The organism is Ruegeria sp. YTSC003 (assembly GCF_059609785.1).
Window position 1 is genome coordinate 326,418 of the sequence record NZ_JBXWMK010000003.1, and the last position, 20,165, is coordinate 346,582.

A 20,165-nucleotide genomic window follows, 5' to 3' on the forward strand; every position below is an offset into this window, starting at 1 on the left:
TTCGGCGCTTTGTTTGTCGGTGTGTTCTTGTCACTGACGCTGTCAGCCTCGGCACATTTTTTGCTTAACCTCAACGTTCGAATTTCGCATGTCGAGCATTCCGAAGACGGTCTGCGCGTCTACATCCGTACGCCCATGCCTTATCTGGTTGCAGACAAGGTCGGTGATCAGGAAGGTGATGCCTTGCCGATAGCTGCACCATTCACGACTAATGCCATGAGCGACGGTCAGTTGGTCCACTTTGTCGACTTGCAGGCTGTCATGAGCGATCCCAACGGTCTGGGGCAATTCGCCGAAGGTGGGTTGCATCTGTTGGTCGACAATCAGCGCATAAGAGGAACAGTTAAGTCCGTTCGCTTGCATCGAATTGGAAATGAGCCCGGATTTGCAACTTTGGCCGAAGCTCAACAGGCCGAGGACAGCGAAACGGCCCTAACGCCACCGCTTTTTGTTGGTGACACAATTGTCGATCTCGTCCTGCATTATGACACGGACGGCCCGGTCCAATCGTACAGCATTGCCAACGTGCTGGACCCCGGCTTGCCGGATCAGGACCAAACGGCCAACCTCATTCTCGATTACGCTTCGGACACACCGCAGATATTCCGATCTCGGGGCCTGATGACTGAACCATTGGTGGTTCAGCAAGAGGGGTATGGAGGATTCCTGAGTTTTGTCTGGGAAGGTATACGACATATCCTCGAAGGATTGGATCATGTTCTTTTTGTTGTGTGTTTGGTCATTGGAGCGCAGACACTCAGGGCGCTATTGCTGCGTGCAACCGGTTTTACCATTGGGCATAGCGTGACGCTGTCTCTGGGGTTCTTCGGGTTTGTGCCATCGGGCGCGTGGTTTGTTCCTGCCGTCGAAACTGGGATCGCGCTTTCTATCATATTTGCAGCCGTCGCAGCGTTTGTGGGTTTTAAGGACAATGCGCGCTCTGAAGTCACGATGGTGCTTCTGACAACGCTGATTGGCCTCTTGCACGGGCTTGGGTTTAGCTTTGTGTTGCACAAGATTTTGCAGGTTACATCCCCAAACATCTGGCAGAGCTTGCTTGCTTTCAATCTTGGCGTCGAGCTTGGCCAGGTCGCCATTATTCTTGCGCTCTGGCCTGCCTTAATAATGTGTCGGCGCGTGAACTCCAGTTTGTGGATGTCCTTACGAGTGGGCTTAGCCGGTGGATGTGCGGCTATCGCCTGCTTTTGGACCTTTCAGCGAGTTGCCGAGGTTTATTCCACGTTGGCTTAAGGTCATTGCGATGGTGCGTGCCGTGATGGTTTCCTGAGAGAAATGCGGACATTCGGCTGTTCCACAGCATAAGACAGATTGGGCTCTCCTGACACCTTCACCGCGATCTGCACCAAGGGCCGGTTTGGTATGGATCGACATTCGCTGCGCGTCGCATGAACAGGCAAGACGCGGACAAAGCCGACATCGCGCGGGTTCTAGAAAACTTCAGGCGGTTTGGCCAGAGGCCCCCAAGTTTCCGGGTCAGGTAAGCCGACACTTGACCATGCCTCCAATAATACCTTGGAATCTGCTGACCGTGTACGAGGCAAGTCATCCAAAATGTCGAACCAAGGCATTTTGCTTTCTATCCCGGAGTGGACCGATGGAGCGAAGTTTTCTGGGTTATCGAGGCTCGAAGTGTGCATAACCAAGTAAGCCGTTTCCCTCGGCTGAACGAGTTGGTAGGTCAGGCTTGCTCCGCATTTGGCGCAGAAGCCCCGTTTGGCTATTGGCGTAGTCGCGAAATACACGGGCTCTTCATCAAGAAATCGAACAGCAGAAACGGGAAAAGCCGTCCACGCATTGACCGCTGACCCAGAGAATTTTCTACAGCAGCTGCAATGGCAATACCCTGTACTGATCGCTGGTGCATTGACTTCGTACCGGACGGCTCCACAAATGCAGCCGCCCTTTACCATAGTCTTTGCCAATTCATCCTTGTCGAAATCCAGAAACCCGCCTTCTTCACCGTGCTTTGACTGGGTCATGTAAACATGGACTGAAGTATCCGTGCTTTTCAGTTTTTTGTGCCCGCAATCCGCAAGTGGAATGTCTACCTTACCATTTATTTGCGCCATCACTTCGCCGGAGACCGCTATTCCTCCTGGCTCGGCCATTGCTTCGAGCCGAGCGGCAATATTAACACCATCTCCCAATATATCTGCCCCATGTACAACGACATCACCAAGAGAGACCCCGATACGCAAGATGAGTGCATTTTCCGTGTTCGACTGACGGGCTTCGAGCGCAGACGCTTTTTGAATGCCAATTGCACAGTTGACCGCCTCAATAACGCTTGAGAACTCAGCCAAGAATCCGTCGCCAGTAGACTTGAAAACACGGCCTCGGTTCGCCTCAACTTGCATGCGGATGATTTCACGTTCCAGACGTACCAACTCGGCCAATGTTCCGCTCTCGTCGCGCGAAACCAGCCCCGCGAAACCAACAACATCCGTGGCCAGTATGGCCGCCAATTTGCGTTCCATCTCTATTCCTTAGAACTGTTATGTCTCTGCTGGTTTCTGTAAAGCTTAACATAAATCGCCATAGCCCGAGGGATGATCATTCAGACGTTTGTTTTGACTTTCAAAAAACTGCTCTGGGCTCAAAGTGGGCCTTCGCTGCGGTGAAGCGAATGTCGGCATTCTAGCTTCAGAAACTGATTGAGATCTGATCCCCTCGGCCTAGCCTTCGCACTTAGGCAGTGTTTGGCTCAGTACACTGGTGTTTTTTGCGTAATTCCGAAACATAATTGACAATTTTGGACGCTGTTTTACAAAATCGGTCATGACGCAGCCATTAGATCGCAAGCTAGACATAGTTGTTTTGGTGAGTTCGCATTTTAATGTTTCGGCGACAACGTCTTTCGTGGATCCATTCAGAGTAGCAAATTACCTGACAGGTTCGGCTCGATTTTCTTGGACCTATGTCTCAGACCCTGGTGGTCCAATTGAAACCAGCAGCGGCTTGGTCGTTGACACTGCCCCATTGGCGGAGGTGGTGGCGCGCAAGCCTTGGATGGTTCTGGTGAGTACAAGTTGGACACCTGAGCGTCACGGGACACCTCAGTTCAAGGTAGCCCTACAGAAATGGGAATCGAGTGGAGCAATCCTCGGTGGTTTGGATACCGGCGCAATTGTTCTTGCGACGGCTGGACTACTCAAAGGAAAGACCGCAACGGTTCACTATGAACACATCGACGCCTTTGCCGAAACGGCCCATGACACCACCGTGTCGGAGAACATGATTGTTATGGATGGAAAGATTTTCACTTGTTGCGGGGGTTCTGCAGCAACAGATCTGGGATTGCGGTTTATACATTCTGTCGCTGGTGAGAGTATCGCCAATGCATCTGCTCGATACCTTTTTCATCACAATGTGCGCGGAGAAGGCCAATCACAGAACCCCAAAGACGTAGAGCCGCTGGGGTACGTCACCTCTGGAGTGGTAAGGGACGCGATCGATTTGATGGAGGCGCACTTGGAAGCCACTTTGTCGATCCCTGAAATATCAGCGAGGTTGAAGATTTCGCAACGGCAACTTAGCCGATTGTTTCAGCAATATGTCCATAAGTCACCGATCGAGTATTACCGCGACATACGCCTTGATCGCGCGCGCGGATTAGTGACGCAAACTGAGCTTAAGTTCAGCGAGATTGCGGAAGCATCAGGGTTTAATGGACAGGTTCATTTCAGCCGGGCATACCGCAAACGATTTGGATTGACCCCCAGTGCGGATCGCATTGAAGGCCGCACCCCGTTCGAGTTTCGCGCTTGGCCAATGTTCAAGCCTGACATCAAGTCCGAAGGTGTTGGGTAGCTTTTTGCATCGCCGTAAGCATCTTGTCGCGTTGCGCTGATAACTCTTCGGTACTTTGCCCCTGTGTTTGATCCTTTATGCCGTCGACCAGTTTATTGATGACATCCTCATCAAGACGAGGGTCGCCCAGGTCGTCCCACCAGCCATTGAATGTGTCTTTGAAATGGTCACAGAAGGCCTGCAGGCCACCATTGCCTGCACCCAAGTGAAAAAGCGTTGTGGGACCCATCGCGGCCCATCGGAGTCCCGGACCAGCCCACATCGCTTTATCGATGTCTTCGACACTGGCGACACCTTCGACCGCCATATGAACGGCCTCGCGCCAAACTGCGGCTTGCAAACGGTTCGCGACATGCCCTGGCATGCCTTTCTTGATCCGGATCGTGATTTTACCAATGTCTTTGTAGAAAGCTTCTGTGCGGTCCAAAACATCTGAACCGGTGGAATCGTTGACGGTCAATTCGACCAGTGGGATGAGATGCGGTGGGTTAAATGGATGACCTAGGATCAATTTGCTAGGATCGCGCCATCCCTCTTGCAAAGCTTCGAGCGTCAGGCCGGAAGTTGAGCTTGAAACTATTGCGTTAGGGTTCAACTCTGGCTCAATCCCGGCATAGGTCGAATGCTTAATTGGCAGTCTTTCTGGCACGTTCTCCTGAACGAATTGTGCGCCCTGGACAGCCGCCTCGGCGGTTGAAACGAAAGTGATAGCGTCAGGTGTGGCCCTATCTGTGAGATTCAATTCGTCCAATGCCGGCCAGGCTTTTTCGATATAAGAGCGAACGGATGCTTCGGTATTCGGATCGGGGTCAAAGACCGTCACGCTACGGCCCGAGGCGAGAAACAAAGCTGCCCAGCTTGCCCCGATGACACCGGCTCCAAGAATGGCGGTTCTTTCAATTTCTGACATCATAAGAGTCCCGGATTAAGGGGGGAGGCCGCCGTCAGGCCACCGTCCACCGTGAACAACTGGCCGGTTGCAAAAGACGAGTCGTCAGAGGCCAGCCACACAGCCATCGCTGCAATATCGGCAGGTTTGCCAAAGCGTTTGACCGCGTGGCGAGCCAGCGCGTCGGATTTAGCTTTTTCCGGGTCATGAGCGAGGTCGAACGCTGCGTCCAGCATGCCCGTTTCAATCCACCCCGGGCAGATCGCATTGCAGCGCACCGCTGGTCCGTGGTCCACTGCGATAGAGCGTGTCAGCCCATGCACAAACGCCTTTGACGCATTGTAGAGCGCCATCGATGGGTCCGCGGCATTGCCCGAGATCGACCCGATGTTGATGATCGAGCCACCTTGCGACATTTCTGGAATGAAGGCGCGACAACAGTTAAAAACGCCTCGCGCATTTACGCCCATCACTAAGTCCCAATCCGCGTCTGTGCTTTCGGTCACTGTTTTTTCGACCTGAACACCGGCGTTGTTTACAAGGATATCAGTCCCACAGACTGTCCTAGCGATCTCTGCAACCGCGTCGGCTTCGGACACATCCAGCGTGTACCAAATTACGTTTTCCGGCAGATCATCGGGTTGAGGGCCACGCCCGCAGGTAGTGACAGCGGCCCCTTCAGCCACGAACGCCTCAACGATGCCCCGCCCAATGCCCTGCTTGCCGCCTGTGACAAAGGCACATTTTCCAGCCAACCGCATCAGTGTGCCACCATAACGTGACGGACTGCGGTGTAAGCATCCAGCGCATAGACCGACATATCGCTACCCGTACCGGACCCCTTCATAGCGGCCCATGGCATCTCGGGTGTCGCGACCCCATGCGTGTTTACCCACGTAAACCCATAGCGCAGCTTGGATGTCATTTGCATCGCGCGTCCAACATCTCGTGTCCAGACCGATGAGGCCAACCCGTAAGGCCCGTTGTTGGCAATCTTCAACGCCTCTTCTGCGTCAGAAAAACGGGAGACTGTTACAACAGGTCCAAACACCTCGTTGCAAGCTATCTCCGCAGTATTGTCCACGTCAGCGATGACTGTCGGCTGGTAGAAAAAGCCGTCTTCTTCGCCAGACGCCCCACCGGAAACGATTTCAGAGCTGCAGCGTGCGCGATCAACAAAACCCGCTACTCGATCCCGCTGAACTGCAGAGACAAGCGGGCCCATTTCCGTTCCTTCAGCTTTCGGTGCACCTGTCTGGATCTGGCCTACCTGATCGGCAATCGCAGCCACAAGTTTGTCGTAAACACTGTCTGCAACCATCACGCGGCATGGCTGTGCGCAGTCCTGACCGGCATTGAAGTAGCTGCCATATCGGATCGTCTCGGCCACAGCATCGAGATCAGCATCATCAAAGACAATGACCGGCGCCTTGCCGCCCAATTCCAGATGAACGTGTTTAATTTTCTGGGAAGCAGCCCGCATTGCAGCCATGCCTGTCGCCGGAGAACCCGTAACACTGATCCCTTCCATCTGTGGGCTGTTCATCAGGGTATTTCCCACGCCGAGCCCGCGACCATGGATCACGTTTAGCACGCCTTTTGGCAGAACATCTTGTAACAATTCTGCAAGTCGCAGAGTAGATAGGGGCGTTATCTCGGACGGTTTCAACACAATGGAACATCCTGCCGCAATTGGTGCGGCAATCTTCCAGGACGCCATCATCAGCGGATAGTTCCAAGGCGCTATGGCCGCTACGGGACCAATTGGATCACGCCGGATCATCGAGGTATGACCCGCAACATATTCGCCAGCAGCAGATCCCATCATGGTTCGCGCAGCACCAGCGAAAAAGCGAAAGACATCAATCGTCAGCGGCATCTCGTCATCATGAGCGGATGGCCAAGGCTTTCCCACATCCAGGCTTTCAAGTTCTGCCAACTCCTGGCTGTTCGCCTCGATAACATCAGCTATGTGAAGCAACATCGCGGCTCGTTCTGCAGGGGGCGAGGTTGAAAAAGCTTCAAATGCCTCTGTCGAGCCGCGCACGGCCGCCTCGATCTGTGCATCGCTGGCCTCTTTTACTTCGCCTATAGTCTCGCCTGTTGCAGGGTTCAGGATGTGCAAGGCTTCTCCGGTACCTTCCACCATTTCACCGTTGATCAACATTTTGGTCTGCATATGCGTCTCCTTAGAACCCAACCTGATCGCCGCCCTTAAGTGCAAGCCGCACGCGCGCCTCAGCTGGGGTCGCGACCGTTAGGCCAAGGTTTTCAATAATTGATCGGATGCGCGTGACCTGCTCCGCGTTAGATCTGGCCAACTCACCTTTGCCGATGAACAGGCTGTCTTCGAGACCCACCCGAAGGTTTCCGCCGCGCAATGCGCTTTGGGTTGCAAAAGGCATTTGGTGACGGCCAGCGGCAAGGACAGACCATTCGTAGTTCTCTGCCCCGAACAGCTTGTCCGCTGTGTTGTGCATGTGGGTTAGATGGTCTGCATCCGCGCCAACTCCACCCAAGATGCCGAACACCATCTGAATGAAAAAAGGCGGTTTGATCAGGCCTTGATCCACGAACCATTTGACGTTGTAGAGATGGCCAAGATCATAGCATTCGAACTCGAACTTGGTGCCATGATCACCACCAAGTTTTTCAATGGCGTAACGAATTGTTTTGAAGGTGTTGGGAAAGATGAAGTCCTCTGTCATCTCCAGGAATGGCTGTTCCCATTCGTGCTGAAACTCGGTGTATTTCTGCAGCATCGGAAAGATGCCAAAGTTCATAGAACCCATGTTGAGAGATGCCATCTCTGGGCTAGTCGAAGTTGCGGCCAGCAGGCGCTCATCCATCGACATACCCAAACCGCCGCCGGTAGAGACATTCATCACCACATCAGTGGACTGTTTGATCACAGGCAGGAACTGCTGAAATAGCTCGGGTCGGGGGTCGGGTTTGCCGGTCTCTGGATGCCGTGCGTGCAAGTGAATGATCGACGCGCCGGCTTGTGCCGCTTCAATACTTGCTGTCGCGATCTCGGCAGGCTTAATCGGCAGATGTGGTGACATCGACGGCGTATGGATGCCTCCTGTGGGTGCGCAGGTGATGATGACGGATTTGGGCATCAGAGCTTCATCTGCTGCACTTGTGCAGACAGCCCCCCGTCCAGAACCCACAACTGGCCAGAGGCATACCGTGCTTCGTCGGAAGCAAGCCAGTTAACCAGGTTTGCAATGTCCTGTGGCGTCCCGTAGGTGCGCGTCGGATGAACATCGCGCACGGCCTGTTGCAGCGTTTCAATATTGCCGCCGGCGCCACCAGATCCATCTCCGTTGAAGAAGCTCTGCAGCATTGGGGTATCGATATAGCCGGGGCAGATGGCGTTTACGCGGATACCTTCGGGGCCATGATCGCAAGCCATTGCGCGGGTCAAAGCGTGTACTGCACCTTTGGTTGCGCAATAGGCCGCAAGGCCCGGATCAGCGATGAACCCATCGTAGGAGCCAAAATTGATGAGGCTTGCGCTATTCCCTGTCTTCGCCGCTTCGCGCATCAATGGGATGGCGTATTTCGAGGTCAGGAACGTGCCTGTAGAATTCACGGCAAAGCTTTGGTTCCATTCCTCCAGCGTGGTCTCTTCAACGGTTTTTTCGATCTCGATCCCGGCCGCGTTTACTAGGATGTCCAACTTTCCGTGTGTGGCGCGCACATGATCCATCGCCGCAACCGAGTCTGCCTCTTGAGTCACATCCAGCTTAACAAAATGACTGCCATCTTCGTCGTGCTGGTCTAACGATCCTTCCGGTGTGAGGTCTGCGGCAAATACTGTTGCCCCTTCTTTTAGGAACCGCGCGACAATTGCACGCCCGATGCCACCGCGCGCGCCGGTCACAAGGGCAATTTTTCCGTTCAGCATCATTGGCTTCAATCCTTCAAAGGCGGATAGCGGTAGCGACTAGCGGCCACCGTCCAATCCAAGTTGTTGCGGACATACTGCTGACTTGCATCAGATGGTGGGTTGTAATCCCATGACTCGCTGGCACCTGCTTCCATCGCGGCATGTAACGCGCGGCGTGATCTCTGCGTGGCGATAATCTTTTTTCGCAATTCACTACCGTCCCACCGTTCCGCGACTTCGGCTGCAAAGCGGGCTGCCGGGTCAGCATAGTCAGGGTCTGTGGCAACATTTTTTGTTTCCAGCGGGTCGGCGTTTAGATCGTAGAGCTGCGGCGGATCGCTGTCGCAATAAATGTATTTTAAAGGGCCGCGCCGGATCATGATTACGGGATAGCCCGTCATCTCGGCACAATACTCACCGATGGCTTCATCAACTGGGTCGTATTCGCCACGGGCCAAAGGCATTAGACTGCGGCCGTCGATCGGTTCTCCGATCATTGTCTCGTTACCGCCGCCAATATCGATAAAGGTCGGCAGCAAATCGACCAGCGACACTGCATTCTGCGTTGTCCCCACTGCAACGCCCGGCCCGGCCATGACCAGTGGAACGCGCGCAGAGTGTTCAAAGAAATTCATTTTATACCACAGCCCACGTTCTCCCAGCATGTCGCCGTGATCCGCAGTTACAAACACTATGGTATTGTCCAACTCGCCCGTCTCTTCGAGGGTCTGAATCAGCTCCCCGATCTTGCTGTCGAAGTAGCTGACATTGGCCAGATAAGCATGACGCGCGCGACGGATTTCTTCATCACTGAGCGGCACATATGATGCTTCGATCCCATCCATCAATCGACGCGAGAACGGGTCCTGATCCTCTGTCGCGGGTGTAAAGGACGGCATGTCGATCTCATCGTCCAAATAGAGATTCCACCATTCGGGCCTCGCAACGTAAGGATCATGCGGGTGAATGAAGCTTACCACCATCGCAAAGGGCGCATCGTTCCCACGTGCTTTGTCTCGGGCAACATCGAAGAGCCAGCGATTGGCGGCAAAGCCAACTTCATTGTCATAGTCGATCTGGAAGGTCGCATGGGCCAAACCGCTTTCCTTGACGGTTTGCATGTTATGATACCACTTATCGATCCGCTCATCAGGCGCTTCCCAATCCGGGGTCCATGCGAAATCTGCGGGGTAGATATCGGTTGTTACCCTGTCTTCGAACCCATGCATCTGATCTGGGCCAACGAAATGCATCTTGCCTGAAAGACAGGTCCGGTAGCCTAGCGATTTAAGGTAATGCGCAAATGTTGGCACCGAGGCTCTGAACTCGGATGCATTGTCGTAAGCTGCAATGCGGCTGATGTGCTGGCCCGACATAAAGGCAAACCGTGAAGGTGCACAGAGTGGAGAATTGCAGTAAGCCGCATCAAAGCGCATGCCGCGTGCGGCTAACGCATCAAGGTGGGGTGTCTTGGCAACCTTGTGCCCGTATGCCCCAGTGAAGTGTGGTGCCAATTGGTCCGCCATGATCACAAGGATGTTTGGCCGTGTCACGCAGCACCTTTTGCGTAAGCATCCAGGACTAGGCCATGGAAGTGATGTACGGCGTGCTCGGACTTGCCGGAACCATCCGGGTCATTGACGATCCGACCTTGGGTGAACGCAGGTGTGTTCATCCCGCGCTGCACACTTTCGACAAGGCTGATATCTTCGACCTGAAGAACTTCATCCAGATAACGAATTGCGTCCAACTCCATCGCGTCGGGTTCCGGCGTCTCAAGGAAGAAGTCGTAAGTTTCAAGCGTCCGATCTGGCCCAACGGGGATGATGTTCAACACGATCATGCTTGATCGCCCCGGATACCGCATCAGGCAGGTCGTCGGATAGAGCCACCAAACCGCATGGGTTTTCACGGTGGCATTCGACACGTCATATGCGGAATTCGGACTTGTGCCCGCGTCAGCCATATGGCTGGAGTAAATGCCGTAGGTCGTAACCTTGTAGGTATCCATATCCACGAGGTCACAAAAATCTTTGTGCGCTGTAGGACAGTGATAGCACTCTAGGAAGTTGTCCACGACGTTCTTCCAGTTGGATTTGATGTCATAGGTCAGACGATGGCCAAAAGTGAGTTGATCCACATCCGGTGCCCAATGGCGCACTTCGGTTTCCAAGTTGCCGGATTGTTCTGACAAAGAAGCTGCCATCGGATCCAAATTGACGAAAACAAAGCCGCAAAATTCCTCGACCTGCACTGCATCGAGACAAATCTCGTCTTTCCTGAAATCTTCGAGGTTTTCGGTATGTGGTGCGCGGGCCAATTGCCCGTCAAGTTTATAGACCCAAGCATGATAGGGGCACATGATCCGCGTTGTATTGCCTTCGCCCGACAGCAATTCATGCGCACGGTGTTTGCAGACATTATAAAAGGCACGAAGCTTACCCTCTTTGTCACGCACAACGGCAATGGGTTGGCCGGCAATATCCACTGTTACATAAGATCCCGGCTCACGTGTTTTCTCAACATGACATACCCATTGCCAAGTTTTGGTGAGGATGGCGCAAAGGTCTGCGTCAAACCACTTGCGCTCGGTGTAGGCAGCAGCCTGCAATGAGCTGGAGCGCGATGGATCAGCATGATAGCCAAAAAAAATTGTATCTGTATCAGTCATGATTGCGTCTCCGATGTTAGGTTAAATCTATTTCAAATTGGATTCGGAGCTATGTTTAATCAGCCGCCAGTTTGATTATTTTCGCCAAGTATTCGGCATTTGGGGACACCGTAGTAATCCATCAAGCATTGCATTTAGTTGATAAGCGAATGCTGGGTCCTTGCCTGCACCTGTTCAGCGGTCATTCGTGCACATTGCAGCAATCGGCAAAATGGGCTCAAAGCAGCCAATTCGTAACCAACTAGCTGAATGATTGCCGCTTAACACTGCGTACATAATCAATCGTAAACTCCGAGTATCCGTCCGAAGTCGATCTAAGATGTTCCCGTGTCCAATGATGCAACGCGGGCAACTGATGGAACGGCACATTCGGAAATGCGTGGTGCTCTGCGTGGAAGGGCATATTCCAGGCCACAAAACGCACGATCCGGTTGGTGAACGTGGTGCGCGAGTTCTCGAGCATGTTGGCGACTGGCGGACACAGGCCGTGTTCCGCCAGTAGATAGAGGCGCAGGAATGGCTGCCCCAGCAGAACCGGTAAAATCCAAAGCCAGAAGAGCAGCGGCGACAGGAGCAGGCTTAGGGCTGCGGCCGCGTAGAGTATCAACAGCAGACGTGCCTCAGCCCGCATGGCGGTGTGTTGGCGCGCAGGTAGGTACGGGGCGTCGATGCGACCAAAGGCGTTTTGGAACAGGACAAGTGCCATGCCTTTCCAGTAAGGCCAGCCAGACAGGTAGGTCAGCAGGCTCAGCCGGTCCTGCGGTCGTGGCTTACCGCCAAGCTCGGGGTCTTTCTTAGGGTGGTTCGTCCATTTGTGGTGCGCAAGGTGAAAATACCGAAACCACGTAAAGGGCAGGGCGATCGGGACTGAAACAAGATGCCCCACAGCGTCGTTCAGCCAGCCGGTCTTGAATGGGGTCTTATGGGTGCATTCATGGCTGAGCGTGAACAGAAACACCATCAAGACACCCTGTGGCAGGATCAGGAGCGGCCAGAGAGGGACCCGCCACGCGATACCCGCGCTGGTGGCGGACAGTAACACCAGATAGCCCAGAAGATGACGCAGACCTGCTGAGTCCGAGCGCCGTTGTAGCTGATCTTTGGCCGCGGGTGGCAGCGATGCTATGAGGGCGCGGTGATCCATGCATCATCCGCGCGCTATGTCGAACCCTGGCTCGGCCAGTTCGAACCCGTCAAACTGGAACCCGGGCGAAACAGTGCAACTGACCAACGTATAGTCTCCGGTGGTGCGCGCCGCTTGCCAGTGGTTTTCGGGCACGATTAATTGCGGTGCGCCCTTTGAAAGGTCGGGGCCTAGGATGTGATCGGTGGCTGGACCGTCATTGGTTGCACTCAGCGACAGGATCAGCGGAGCACCAGAGTGGTAGAGCCAGATTTCGGTCGCGTCCACGCGGTGCCAGTGGCTGCTTTCACCAGCGGCCAACAGGAAGTAGATGCAGGTGCCGGTGGCGCGGCCCGCGTTATCCGCGCGCCAGGTTTCGCGAAACCAGCCACCTTCGGGGTGTTGTTCCAGTTTCAGGTGGTCGATGATCTCTAGTGCGGTCATGGGGCCTCTTGCCTTTTGCGATGATTATGCACGGGAAGGTGCGATCCGCTATGGTATTCGTCTACGCAAGGAATATGTTTGCCGCATGACCCTGACCATCCCGTTTGACAACAGCTACGCCCGCCTTCCCAACAGCTTTTATGCGCGGCAGGCACCTATACCTGTGCGTGCCCCACGCCTGATCGCATTCAACTCGGAATTGGCGAAGGTATTGAAGGTCACACCGGGGGAGGTAGAGGAGATGGCCGAAGCCTTCGCCGGCAACACGCTGCCCGAAGGCGCAGAGCCGATTGCGCAGCTTTATTCGGGACATCAGTTCGGCAACTACAACCCGCAGCTTGGCGACGGCCGCGCTGTACTGCTGGGCGAAACGATCGGGACAGATGGTCTTCGTCGGGATATCCAGCTCAAAGGGTCCGGACCGACCCCGTTCAGCCGTCAGGGGGATGGCCGCGCTTGGCTGGGACCCGTGCTGCGGGAATACGTGGTGTCCGAGGCAATGCATGCGCTGGGCATCCCGACAACCCGTGCGCTGGCCGCTGTTGAGACCGGAGAGGTCGTTCTGCGCGAGGGGCCGATGCCCGGTGCGGTTCTGACCCGTGTGGCGAAAAGTCATCTGCGGGTCGGGACATTCCAGGTTTTCGCCGCACGTGGCCAACTGGACAGCCTGCGCCGCCTGACGGAATACGCCATTGATCGTCACTACCCGGATGCGGACGGTCCGATGGGCCTGTTGCGTGGAGTGGTTGAAACACAATCGCGGCTGATCGCGGCATGGATGAGCGTAGGATTTATCCATGGGGTGATGAACACCGACAATTGCTCAATCGCGGGCGAGACCATCGACTATGGACCTTGCGCCTTTATGGACAGCTATCATCCGAACACGGTCTACAGCTCGATTGACCGGATGGGGCGCTATGCTTTTTCCAACCAGCCCGACATTGCCGTTTGGAACGTGGCACAACTGGCGACGGCACTGATTCAGCAGATGGAAGACAAGGACGCTGCCGTTGAAGAGGCGACCGAGATCGTACACGCCATGCCTGCGCAACTGCAGGAGAACTGGTTGAAGCGGTTCCGCGCCAAGATCGGTTTGGTGACCGAGGAAGAGGGCGATCTGGAGCTGATCTCGGACCTGCTGACACGCATGGCGCAGAATCAGGCGGATTTTACCAACACCTTCCGTGCGCTGGGCGATGATGCCGCACGTGATCAGTTCACCGATCCCACGGCGTACGACACCTGGTCCGAAGGGTGGAACGCGCGTCTGGGGCGTGAGCAGGACCCATCCGCCGTAGTGTCCGCCGCAAACCCGGCGTTCATTCCGCGCAATCACCGTGTTGAGCAGATGATCCAGTCTGCCGTTCAGGGCGACTATGCGCCGTTCCAAAGGCTGAACACTGTGTTGGCGCGGCCTTATGAGGAACAGCCTAATGCGGATGATCTGAAGCGTCCGCCGACCGACAGCGAAGTGGTGCACGCCACGTTCTGTGGAACCTGAGGTTCGACCGCTCAGGCCTCATCACGATAGGGATTGATCTCATCCGGCCAGCGCCGCGCATATTGCGAGATCATCAGGTAGACATCCGCCCCGTCGATTGCCTTGCGCGCATCGCGGACCATGCGCAGGTTAAGCGTGTCGACCTCGTCGGCGGTGATCGCGCGCAGAGGGTTGTAATAGACGGTGATCAAAATGGTCCGACCTTGCTTGGTTACGGACATATCCCGCAATGCGCCACCGTCCTCTGCGATTGCCGGGCGCAAGGCACGACGCGCAGCAGCAAGAAGTTCGGGGCTTGCGGTGGCGTTTGCCAGCTCACCCAACCCACCACGGAAGTCGCGTAGGTATGATCCGATGGCCAGAACGCACAGGAACAATACGATGATTGAGTCGCCGACGGGTGCGATCGCCGATAGGGCCCCATCCCGGAACAAGTAGATTGCTCCAAGGCCAATTGCTGCGGCGGCCGTGAACAGACCATCGAACAGCGCTGCCTTGGATTCCAGCCGTAGGATTGCACTGGCCTTCCCGGTCTGCCGCCAAGTGAAATAGTGAAACGCCCATAACAGAACGCAGGTAAGGCCGATGGCAGCGAAGTAGATGAACATCGGCCCAAATATCAGCGGTTCAGGCATCATGCCGTTGTAGTAGCTGTAGATGTTTTTAATCGCGTTCGAGATGGCGAACAGCACCAGTCCTAACAGAGACAGAGAGCGGAAGGTGGAAAAGATCGCCTCATCCGCTGCATAGCCAAAGGGGCGGCGTTTGTCGGGGCCTGCATCAATCTTCAGGCTAATACGGCGACCAAGGAATGCCGATCCAAAGCCGACCAGCGAATACAGGCCGTCCATCATGATCGCGTTGGAGTTCGACAGGATCCCGGCCAGAATACCCGCCGCGCCCATGAAAAGGTTGCCGCCCATGGCAATGATGAGCGCGCGCCCCTCAAGCTGTTTTCTACGTTCCGCGTTTGGCGTCGACATCTGGTAACGTCCTGATAGGGCAACAAACTCGGCAACAGATAAACACTCGAAAGGGATAGGCCAACAGTAGCTTTGAAGGTCAAAGCGGTTCGTTGCCTAGTCCCGCATGATTTCTAGCACTGCGGCACTGACAATCAGGATGGCGCCTAAAAGCTCGCGCAAACCGAACGGCTCGCCTGAGAACGCGGCGGCCGAGGCCAGGCCGACGACCACCTCGCTCATAAGCAGGATGCCGACGCGGGCAGGGGACAGTTTGGTTGCGGGCCAGATTGTCATGAACACCATGGGTAAGGTGTAGAAGGCCGACAGCAGTACGAACTGAAGGGTCCAAAGAAGATCCGCCTGCACAATTGTCGGCAACACAGGTTCGGGCAGGACCGTGAGGCTGACCAGAGAAAGGATCAGCGCGCTTGCGACAAAGGCAAAGACCTGACCCGAGGCTGAGATCTTGCTGGTTCGGTACAGCCCCAACGTACCCAGCGCCCAGCACATGCCAGAGGCCAACGCCATCCAGTCGCCGCTGTTTTGGGGCAGCGGAACACCGCCTGAGTCGCCTAACACGACGAACAGGCCACCGACTCCGCAAGTAAGACCTGCAAGCCGCCCCAGACTCAGGCGTTCGCCCAGGAACACGCGGCCCAGAATCGTGCCCCAGATCGGTGTGAGGTAGAACAAAAGGATCGACCGCACCACATCCGTATAGACAAGGCTGATGGAATAAAGACTGAAGGCCGCGCCGGTGAACATTCCGCTGAACACCAGATCGCGCCATTGCAGGGCCAGCGTCCCTCTCTCTTTCCAGATGAAGGGAACCAGGCCCAGCAGCGCAACGCTATACATCGCAATACCCGGCCAGGGCCCGGTCAGGCCCAGGTCAAAGAGAAACCGAACGGGGATCCAATAGAGACCCCACATCATGCCACCGATCACCAGAACGATGCTTGCCCAGGTGCGGTTGTTCGAGGGTGTGTTGCTGGAAACCACTTCAGGCCTCAATTGGACGCGTTCCACGGGGATAGAGTATCGGCACCCCGTTGATCAAGCGCAGCATTCCTGATCTCGCGATCTGCCGAATTTTCGGGCAAATGGTCAGGATAATCAGCGTTAATTTATCGACCTTAGAAAGACTGGGGTTGCACCCCGCAACCAGCATGGCACTTTGGGAGTCGACCATTTGATCGGAACCCTATGTCGCCTCATTCAATCCTGCGGATTGCAAGCTATAACATCCAGAAATGCGTGGGCTTGGATTTTCGCCGCCAACCGCAGCGCATCATGCAGGTCATTGAAGGCATGCAGGCTGATATTGTGGTGCTGCAAGAGGCCGACAAAAGGCTGCCGCCGCGACCCGCGGCCTTACCGCATTTCATGTTGGATGAAGCCGGTTGGCAGATTGTCGATCTGGGGGGCGCAGGCAGCTTGGGCTGGCACGGCAACGCGGTCATCTGGCGCGGTGACAAAATTGACGTGCGCACGACCGGGCACCATGATTTGCCTGGGTTGGAACCCCGCGGTGCTGTTCGGGTCGAGTTCGACACCCAGATCGGGCCGCTTCGGGTGATGGGGATGCATCTGGGCCTTCTGCCCGCTTCTCGGCGGCAGCAGATTCACCAGCTCCGGCGCTGCGATGAGGATCTGGATCAGATGCCTACCGTATGGGCCGGAGATTTCAACGAGTGGTCGCGCCAGCCAGTGCTCGATCATCTTGCACCCGACATGCGATTTTTACCCCCGGTTCCCAGTTTCCCGGCTGCACAGCCTCTGGGCGCACTGGATCGGATCGCGCTGGGCGCTGGGCTTGAGGCCGTGGTGCATGGCGTCCACAAAGCGCGGCCTGCGCATATCGCATCAGATCACCTGCCGATCTGGGCTGATCTTCGCCGGGTCGCTTAGGCGCAATTCCCCTGTGGCGCCAGCGGCGCAGACGTATTAAGACAGAAACCCGAACTACTCTGAGGGTCACTATGTCCGACACGATCATCGCCCGTTGCGAAGCCAAAGGTTTGCGCATGACGGGTCAGCGCCGCACGATTGCTCAGGTGTTGCAGCAAAGCGATGACCATCCGGACGTAGAAGAGCTGTATGCGCGCGCCTCAAAAGTGGATTCGGGTATCTCGATTGCCACGGTCTATCGCACCGTAAAGCTGTTCGAAGAGGCAGGGATTCTGGAGCGGTTGGAATTCGGTGATGGGCGCGCCCGCTATGAGGATGCCGAGAGGGACCACCACGACCACCTGATCGACATGCAGTCGGGGGAAGTGATCGAATTTGTCGACCCCGAGATCGAGGCCCTGCAGGAAAAGATCGCAGCCAAGCTTGGGTACAAGCTGAAAGGGCACCGGCTGGAACTGTACGGCGTGCCGCTGGAACAAGACTGATTCATCACGAAACGCGATTGGTTGCCGCACGGCAATTCATCAATCATGTCGCAATATGGCTTGCGACGTCGCGCATGTTCCGGTTTTGGTGACTCAAGGGCGCAGATTTGCCAGCCCATCCCAACGGACACGCGCATGAACAACGTACACGGCATCTTGCTGATCATCGGATCGATGGCGGCCTTCGCGCTTGAGGACATGTTCATCAAGCATCTGTCGGTCACTGTCCCTACGGGCCAGATCATGATCGCATTGGGGTTGGTATGTGGACTGGTCTTCGTCGCGATGTCGTTGGCCACGCGCAAACGCATCCTAGATCCGGTGGCGTGGCAAGGCCTGCCGCTGGCGCGGGCAGCGACAGAAGCGGTTGGTGCCCTGACCTTTGTCACTGCGTTGTCTCTGGTCGAGTTGTCTACGGTTGCCGCCGTATTTCAGGCCATGCCGCTGGCCGTGACCATGGGCGCCGCGCTGTTTCTGGGCGAGCAAGTCGGTTGGCGACGTTGGAGCGCCATCGGGATCGGCTTTATCGGTGTCCTGATGATTATTCGTCCGGGTCTGGAGGGGTTCCAGCCCGAGTCGCTGTTCGTGGTGGCGACCGTTATTGCGATCGCCGCACGTGATCTGATCACACGCAAGCTGGACGTCCGTGTGGCCTCGTCCGTTGTTGCCATGCAGGCGTATATCGCCGTTGCCCTTGCCGGGGTGGTTCTGATGGTATTTTTGGCTCAGCCCATTGTCCCGCTGCAGAACGCCCAGATTGGTCCGTATCTGGGGGCAATCGGCTTTGGCGTCCTGGGATATTACGGCATCGTGACGGCCATGCGGATCGGTGAGGCCTCGGCCCTGACACCTTTCCGGTACAGCCGGCTCGTGTTTTCCATCGCGGCAGGGATGTTGATGTTTGGCGAACGGCCTGATTTGATGACTGTGGCCGGTGCCGCGTTGATCCTCGGCTCTGGCATGTACACCTTTGTTCGCGAACGCAGGTTGGCGCGTGACATGGTGGTTGCAGCCTGACGGATCGTCGCACGTTGGCGCAAACACGTGGCTGTTAGCCCTAAACGCCCATGAATATGCCCGTTAGCGATAACATCGCTGGTTTACTTTTGGCCCGGTAATGTTATGAGGCATGCAACCAAATGCAGCCATAGGGACGGGCCTCATGAGCACCATCATCGACATCCACGCACGCGAAATCCTGGACAGCCGGGGCAACCCAACCGTCGAAGTGGACGTGATTCTGGAAGACGGCACCATGGGCCGTGCTGCTGTGCCTTCGGGTGCGTCAACCGGTGCGTATGAGGCGGTGGAAAAGCGTGACGGTGATAAATCCCGCTATATGGGCAAGGGTGTGCTTGAAGCTGTCGCCGCTGTGAACGGTGAGATCGCCGAAGAACTGGTCGGCTATGACGCGACCGAACAGGTGGCCATCGACGGTGCGATGATCGAACTGGACGGGACCGAGAACAAGAGCCGTCTGGGCGCTAACGCCATTTTGGGGGTCTCATTGGCCACGGCAAAGGCCGCAGCGGATTTCACGACGCAACCTTTGTACCGTTATGTCGGCGGCACCTCGGCCCGTGTATTGCCGGTTCCGATGATGAACATCATCAACGGTGGTGAGCATGCCGACAACCCGATCGACATTCAGGAATTCATGATCATGCCGACCTCGGCCGCGAATATCCGCGAAGCCGTGCGCATGGGCTCCGAGGTGTTCCACACGCTGAAACGTGAGTTGTCGGCGGCTGGTCTGGCCACCGGTGTTGGCGACGAGGGCGGCTTTGCCCCCAATATCGCATCGACCCGCGAAGCACTGGATTTCATCCTGCAGTCCATTGAAAAGGCAGGCTACAAGCCGGGTGAGGAAATCCATCTGGCGCTGGATTGCGCGGCGACCGAATACTTCAAAGATGGCAAATATGTCCTGTCGGGCGAGAACATCTCGCTGACGTCTGAGGAAAACGCCGAGTATCTGGCGGCTTTGGTCAAAGACTATCCGATCATATCGATCGAAGACGGTATGTCCGAGGATGACTGGGACGGCTGGAAAGCCCTGACCGACGCCATAGGCGATAAAGTCCAACTGGTGGGGGACGACCTGTTTGTAACCAACCCGGCGCGTCTGGCCGAAGGGATCGAGCGTGGCTGCGCCAACTCGATGCTGGTCAAGGTGAACCAGATCGGATCGTTGACCGAAACGCTGCGCGCCGTCGATATGGCGCACCGCGCAGGCTACACCAACGTCATGTCGCACCGCTCTGGCGAAACCGAAGACGCGACCATCGCCGATCTGGCGGTTGCGACCAACTGCGGTCAGATCAAAACCGGCTCTCTGGCGCGGTCGGACCGGTTGGCCAAGTATAATCAGCTGATCCGTATCGAGGAATCGCTGGGTGAAGTCGCGGAATACGCAGGCGCGTCAATCCTTCGCAACTGAGATCAAT

Annotated in this window: 19 protein-coding genes; 7 read left to right on the forward strand and 12 right to left on the reverse strand. The window is 55.8% G+C overall.

Annotation, left to right across the window (positions count from 1 at the left end):
- Positions 1 to 27: 27 nt before the first annotated feature.
- Positions 28 to 1,251 (forward strand): HupE/UreJ family protein, encoded by a 1,224-nt coding sequence (locus AC2FFH_RS08630; RefSeq protein ID WP_496723210.1) that lies wholly within the window; start codon positions 28 to 30, stop codon positions 1,249 to 1,251.
- Positions 1,252 to 1,448: 197 nt separating this feature from the next.
- Here the strand turns inward: AC2FFH_RS08630 and AC2FFH_RS08635 are convergent, their stop codons facing one another.
- On the reverse strand, positions 1,449 to 2,498 hold the full coding sequence (locus tag AC2FFH_RS08635) for a GFA family protein (RefSeq protein ID WP_496764456.1): 1,050 nt from the start codon (positions 2,496 to 2,498) through the stop codon (positions 1,449 to 1,451).
- A 301-nt stretch (positions 2,499 to 2,799) separates the two neighbouring features.
- On the opposite strand from AC2FFH_RS08635, the gene AC2FFH_RS08640 reads away from it, so the two are divergent.
- Complete coding sequence (locus AC2FFH_RS08640) at positions 2,800 to 3,831, forward strand: GlxA family transcriptional regulator (RefSeq protein ID WP_496764458.1); 1,032 nt, start codon at positions 2,800 to 2,802, stop codon at positions 3,829 to 3,831.
- On the opposite strand, the gene AC2FFH_RS08645 is transcribed toward AC2FFH_RS08640, so the two are convergent.
- The 9 genes from AC2FFH_RS08645 to AC2FFH_RS08685 form a co-directional block, all read right to left on the reverse strand.
- Positions 3,809 to 4,741 carry a 3-hydroxyacyl-CoA dehydrogenase NAD-binding domain-containing protein gene (locus AC2FFH_RS08645; RefSeq protein WP_496764460.1) on the reverse strand — a complete coding sequence of 311 codons (933 nt, stop codon included), beginning with the start codon at positions 4,739 to 4,741 and terminating at the stop codon, positions 3,809 to 3,811. The two genes, AC2FFH_RS08640 and AC2FFH_RS08645, sit on opposite strands and share 23 nt — an antisense overlap.
- A complete protein-coding gene (locus tag AC2FFH_RS08650) occupies positions 4,741 to 5,481 on the reverse strand; it encodes an SDR family NAD(P)-dependent oxidoreductase (RefSeq protein WP_496764463.1) in 741 nt (246 codons plus the stop codon). Before AC2FFH_RS08650 ends, AC2FFH_RS08645 begins: the two co-directional genes overlap by 1 nt.
- The gene (locus AC2FFH_RS08655) at positions 5,481 to 6,899 is read right to left on the reverse strand and encodes a gamma-aminobutyraldehyde dehydrogenase (protein WP_496844208.1); all 1,419 of its coding nucleotides are present in this window, start codon (positions 6,897 to 6,899) and stop codon (positions 5,481 to 5,483) included. Before AC2FFH_RS08655 ends, AC2FFH_RS08650 begins: the two co-directional genes overlap by 1 nt.
- A 10-nt stretch (positions 6,900 to 6,909) precedes the next feature.
- Positions 6,910 to 7,842, reverse strand: coding sequence for a 3,5-dioxohexanoate:acetyl-CoA acetone transferase (gene kce / locus AC2FFH_RS08660; RefSeq protein ID WP_496844209.1), 933 nt, complete (start codon positions 7,840 to 7,842; stop codon positions 6,910 to 6,912).
- Entirely contained in the window at positions 7,842 to 8,636 is a 795-nt protein-coding gene (locus AC2FFH_RS08665) for an SDR family oxidoreductase (RefSeq protein ID WP_109312332.1), read from the reverse strand. The genes kce and AC2FFH_RS08665 overlap by 1 nt, the downstream gene beginning before the upstream one ends.
- A 5-nt stretch (positions 8,637 to 8,641) precedes the next feature.
- A complete protein-coding gene (gene betC, locus AC2FFH_RS08670; RefSeq protein ID WP_496779201.1) occupies positions 8,642 to 10,168 on the reverse strand; it encodes a choline-sulfatase in 1,527 nt (508 codons plus the stop codon).
- Entirely contained in the window at positions 10,165 to 11,286 is a 1,122-nt protein-coding gene (locus tag AC2FFH_RS08675; protein WP_496844210.1) for an aromatic ring-hydroxylating oxygenase subunit alpha, read from the reverse strand. Before AC2FFH_RS08675 ends, betC begins: the two co-directional genes overlap by 4 nt.
- Positions 11,287 to 11,527: 241 nt before the next feature.
- Positions 11,528 to 12,430: a fatty acid desaturase gene (locus AC2FFH_RS08680; protein WP_496844211.1), complete on the reverse strand. Its 903-nt coding sequence runs from the start codon at positions 12,428 to 12,430 to the stop codon at positions 11,528 to 11,530.
- Between the two features lie 3 nt (positions 12,431 to 12,433).
- Complete coding sequence (locus AC2FFH_RS08685; RefSeq protein ID WP_496779195.1) at positions 12,434 to 12,853, reverse strand: cupin domain-containing protein; 420 nt, start codon at positions 12,851 to 12,853, stop codon at positions 12,434 to 12,436.
- A gap of 85 nt (positions 12,854 to 12,938) precedes the next feature.
- Here AC2FFH_RS08685 and AC2FFH_RS08690 point away from each other — a divergent pair, with 85 nt between their 5' ends.
- Positions 12,939 to 14,357: a protein adenylyltransferase SelO gene (locus tag AC2FFH_RS08690; protein ID WP_496844262.1), complete on the forward strand. Its 1,419-nt coding sequence runs from the start codon at positions 12,939 to 12,941 to the stop codon at positions 14,355 to 14,357.
- Positions 14,358 to 14,368: 11 nt separating this feature from the next.
- On the opposite strand, the gene AC2FFH_RS08695 is transcribed toward AC2FFH_RS08690, so the two are convergent.
- Entirely contained in the window at positions 14,369 to 15,340 is a 972-nt protein-coding gene (locus tag AC2FFH_RS08695) for a cation efflux transmembrane domain-containing protein (protein ID WP_496844212.1), read from the reverse strand.
- A 96-nt stretch (positions 15,341 to 15,436) separates the two neighbouring features.
- On the reverse strand, positions 15,437 to 16,324 hold the full coding sequence (locus AC2FFH_RS08700; RefSeq protein ID WP_496844213.1) for a DMT family transporter: 888 nt from the start codon (positions 16,322 to 16,324) through the stop codon (positions 15,437 to 15,439).
- 204 nt (positions 16,325 to 16,528) lie between these two features.
- Here AC2FFH_RS08700 and AC2FFH_RS08705 point away from each other — a divergent pair, with 204 nt between their 5' ends.
- The 4 genes from AC2FFH_RS08705 to eno all read left to right on the forward strand — a co-directional run bounded on the left by AC2FFH_RS08705 (position 16,529) and on the right by eno (position 20,158).
- Positions 16,529 to 17,233, forward strand: a complete 705-nt coding sequence (locus AC2FFH_RS08705) for an endonuclease/exonuclease/phosphatase family protein (RefSeq protein ID WP_496844214.1) — start codon at positions 16,529 to 16,531, stop codon at positions 17,231 to 17,233.
- A gap of 71 nt (positions 17,234 to 17,304) precedes the next feature.
- Positions 17,305 to 17,718: a Fur family transcriptional regulator gene (locus AC2FFH_RS08710; RefSeq protein WP_496738406.1), complete on the forward strand. Its 414-nt coding sequence runs from the start codon at positions 17,305 to 17,307 to the stop codon at positions 17,716 to 17,718.
- Positions 17,719 to 17,853: 135 nt separating this feature from the next.
- Complete coding sequence (locus AC2FFH_RS08715) at positions 17,854 to 18,735, forward strand: DMT family transporter (RefSeq protein WP_496779187.1); 882 nt, start codon at positions 17,854 to 17,856, stop codon at positions 18,733 to 18,735.
- Positions 18,736 to 18,880: 145 nt separating this feature from the next.
- Positions 18,881 to 20,158 (forward strand): phosphopyruvate hydratase, encoded by a 1,278-nt coding sequence (gene eno, locus AC2FFH_RS08720; RefSeq protein WP_496723170.1) that lies wholly within the window; start codon positions 18,881 to 18,883, stop codon positions 20,156 to 20,158.
- Positions 20,159 to 20,165 lie beyond the last annotated feature (7 nt).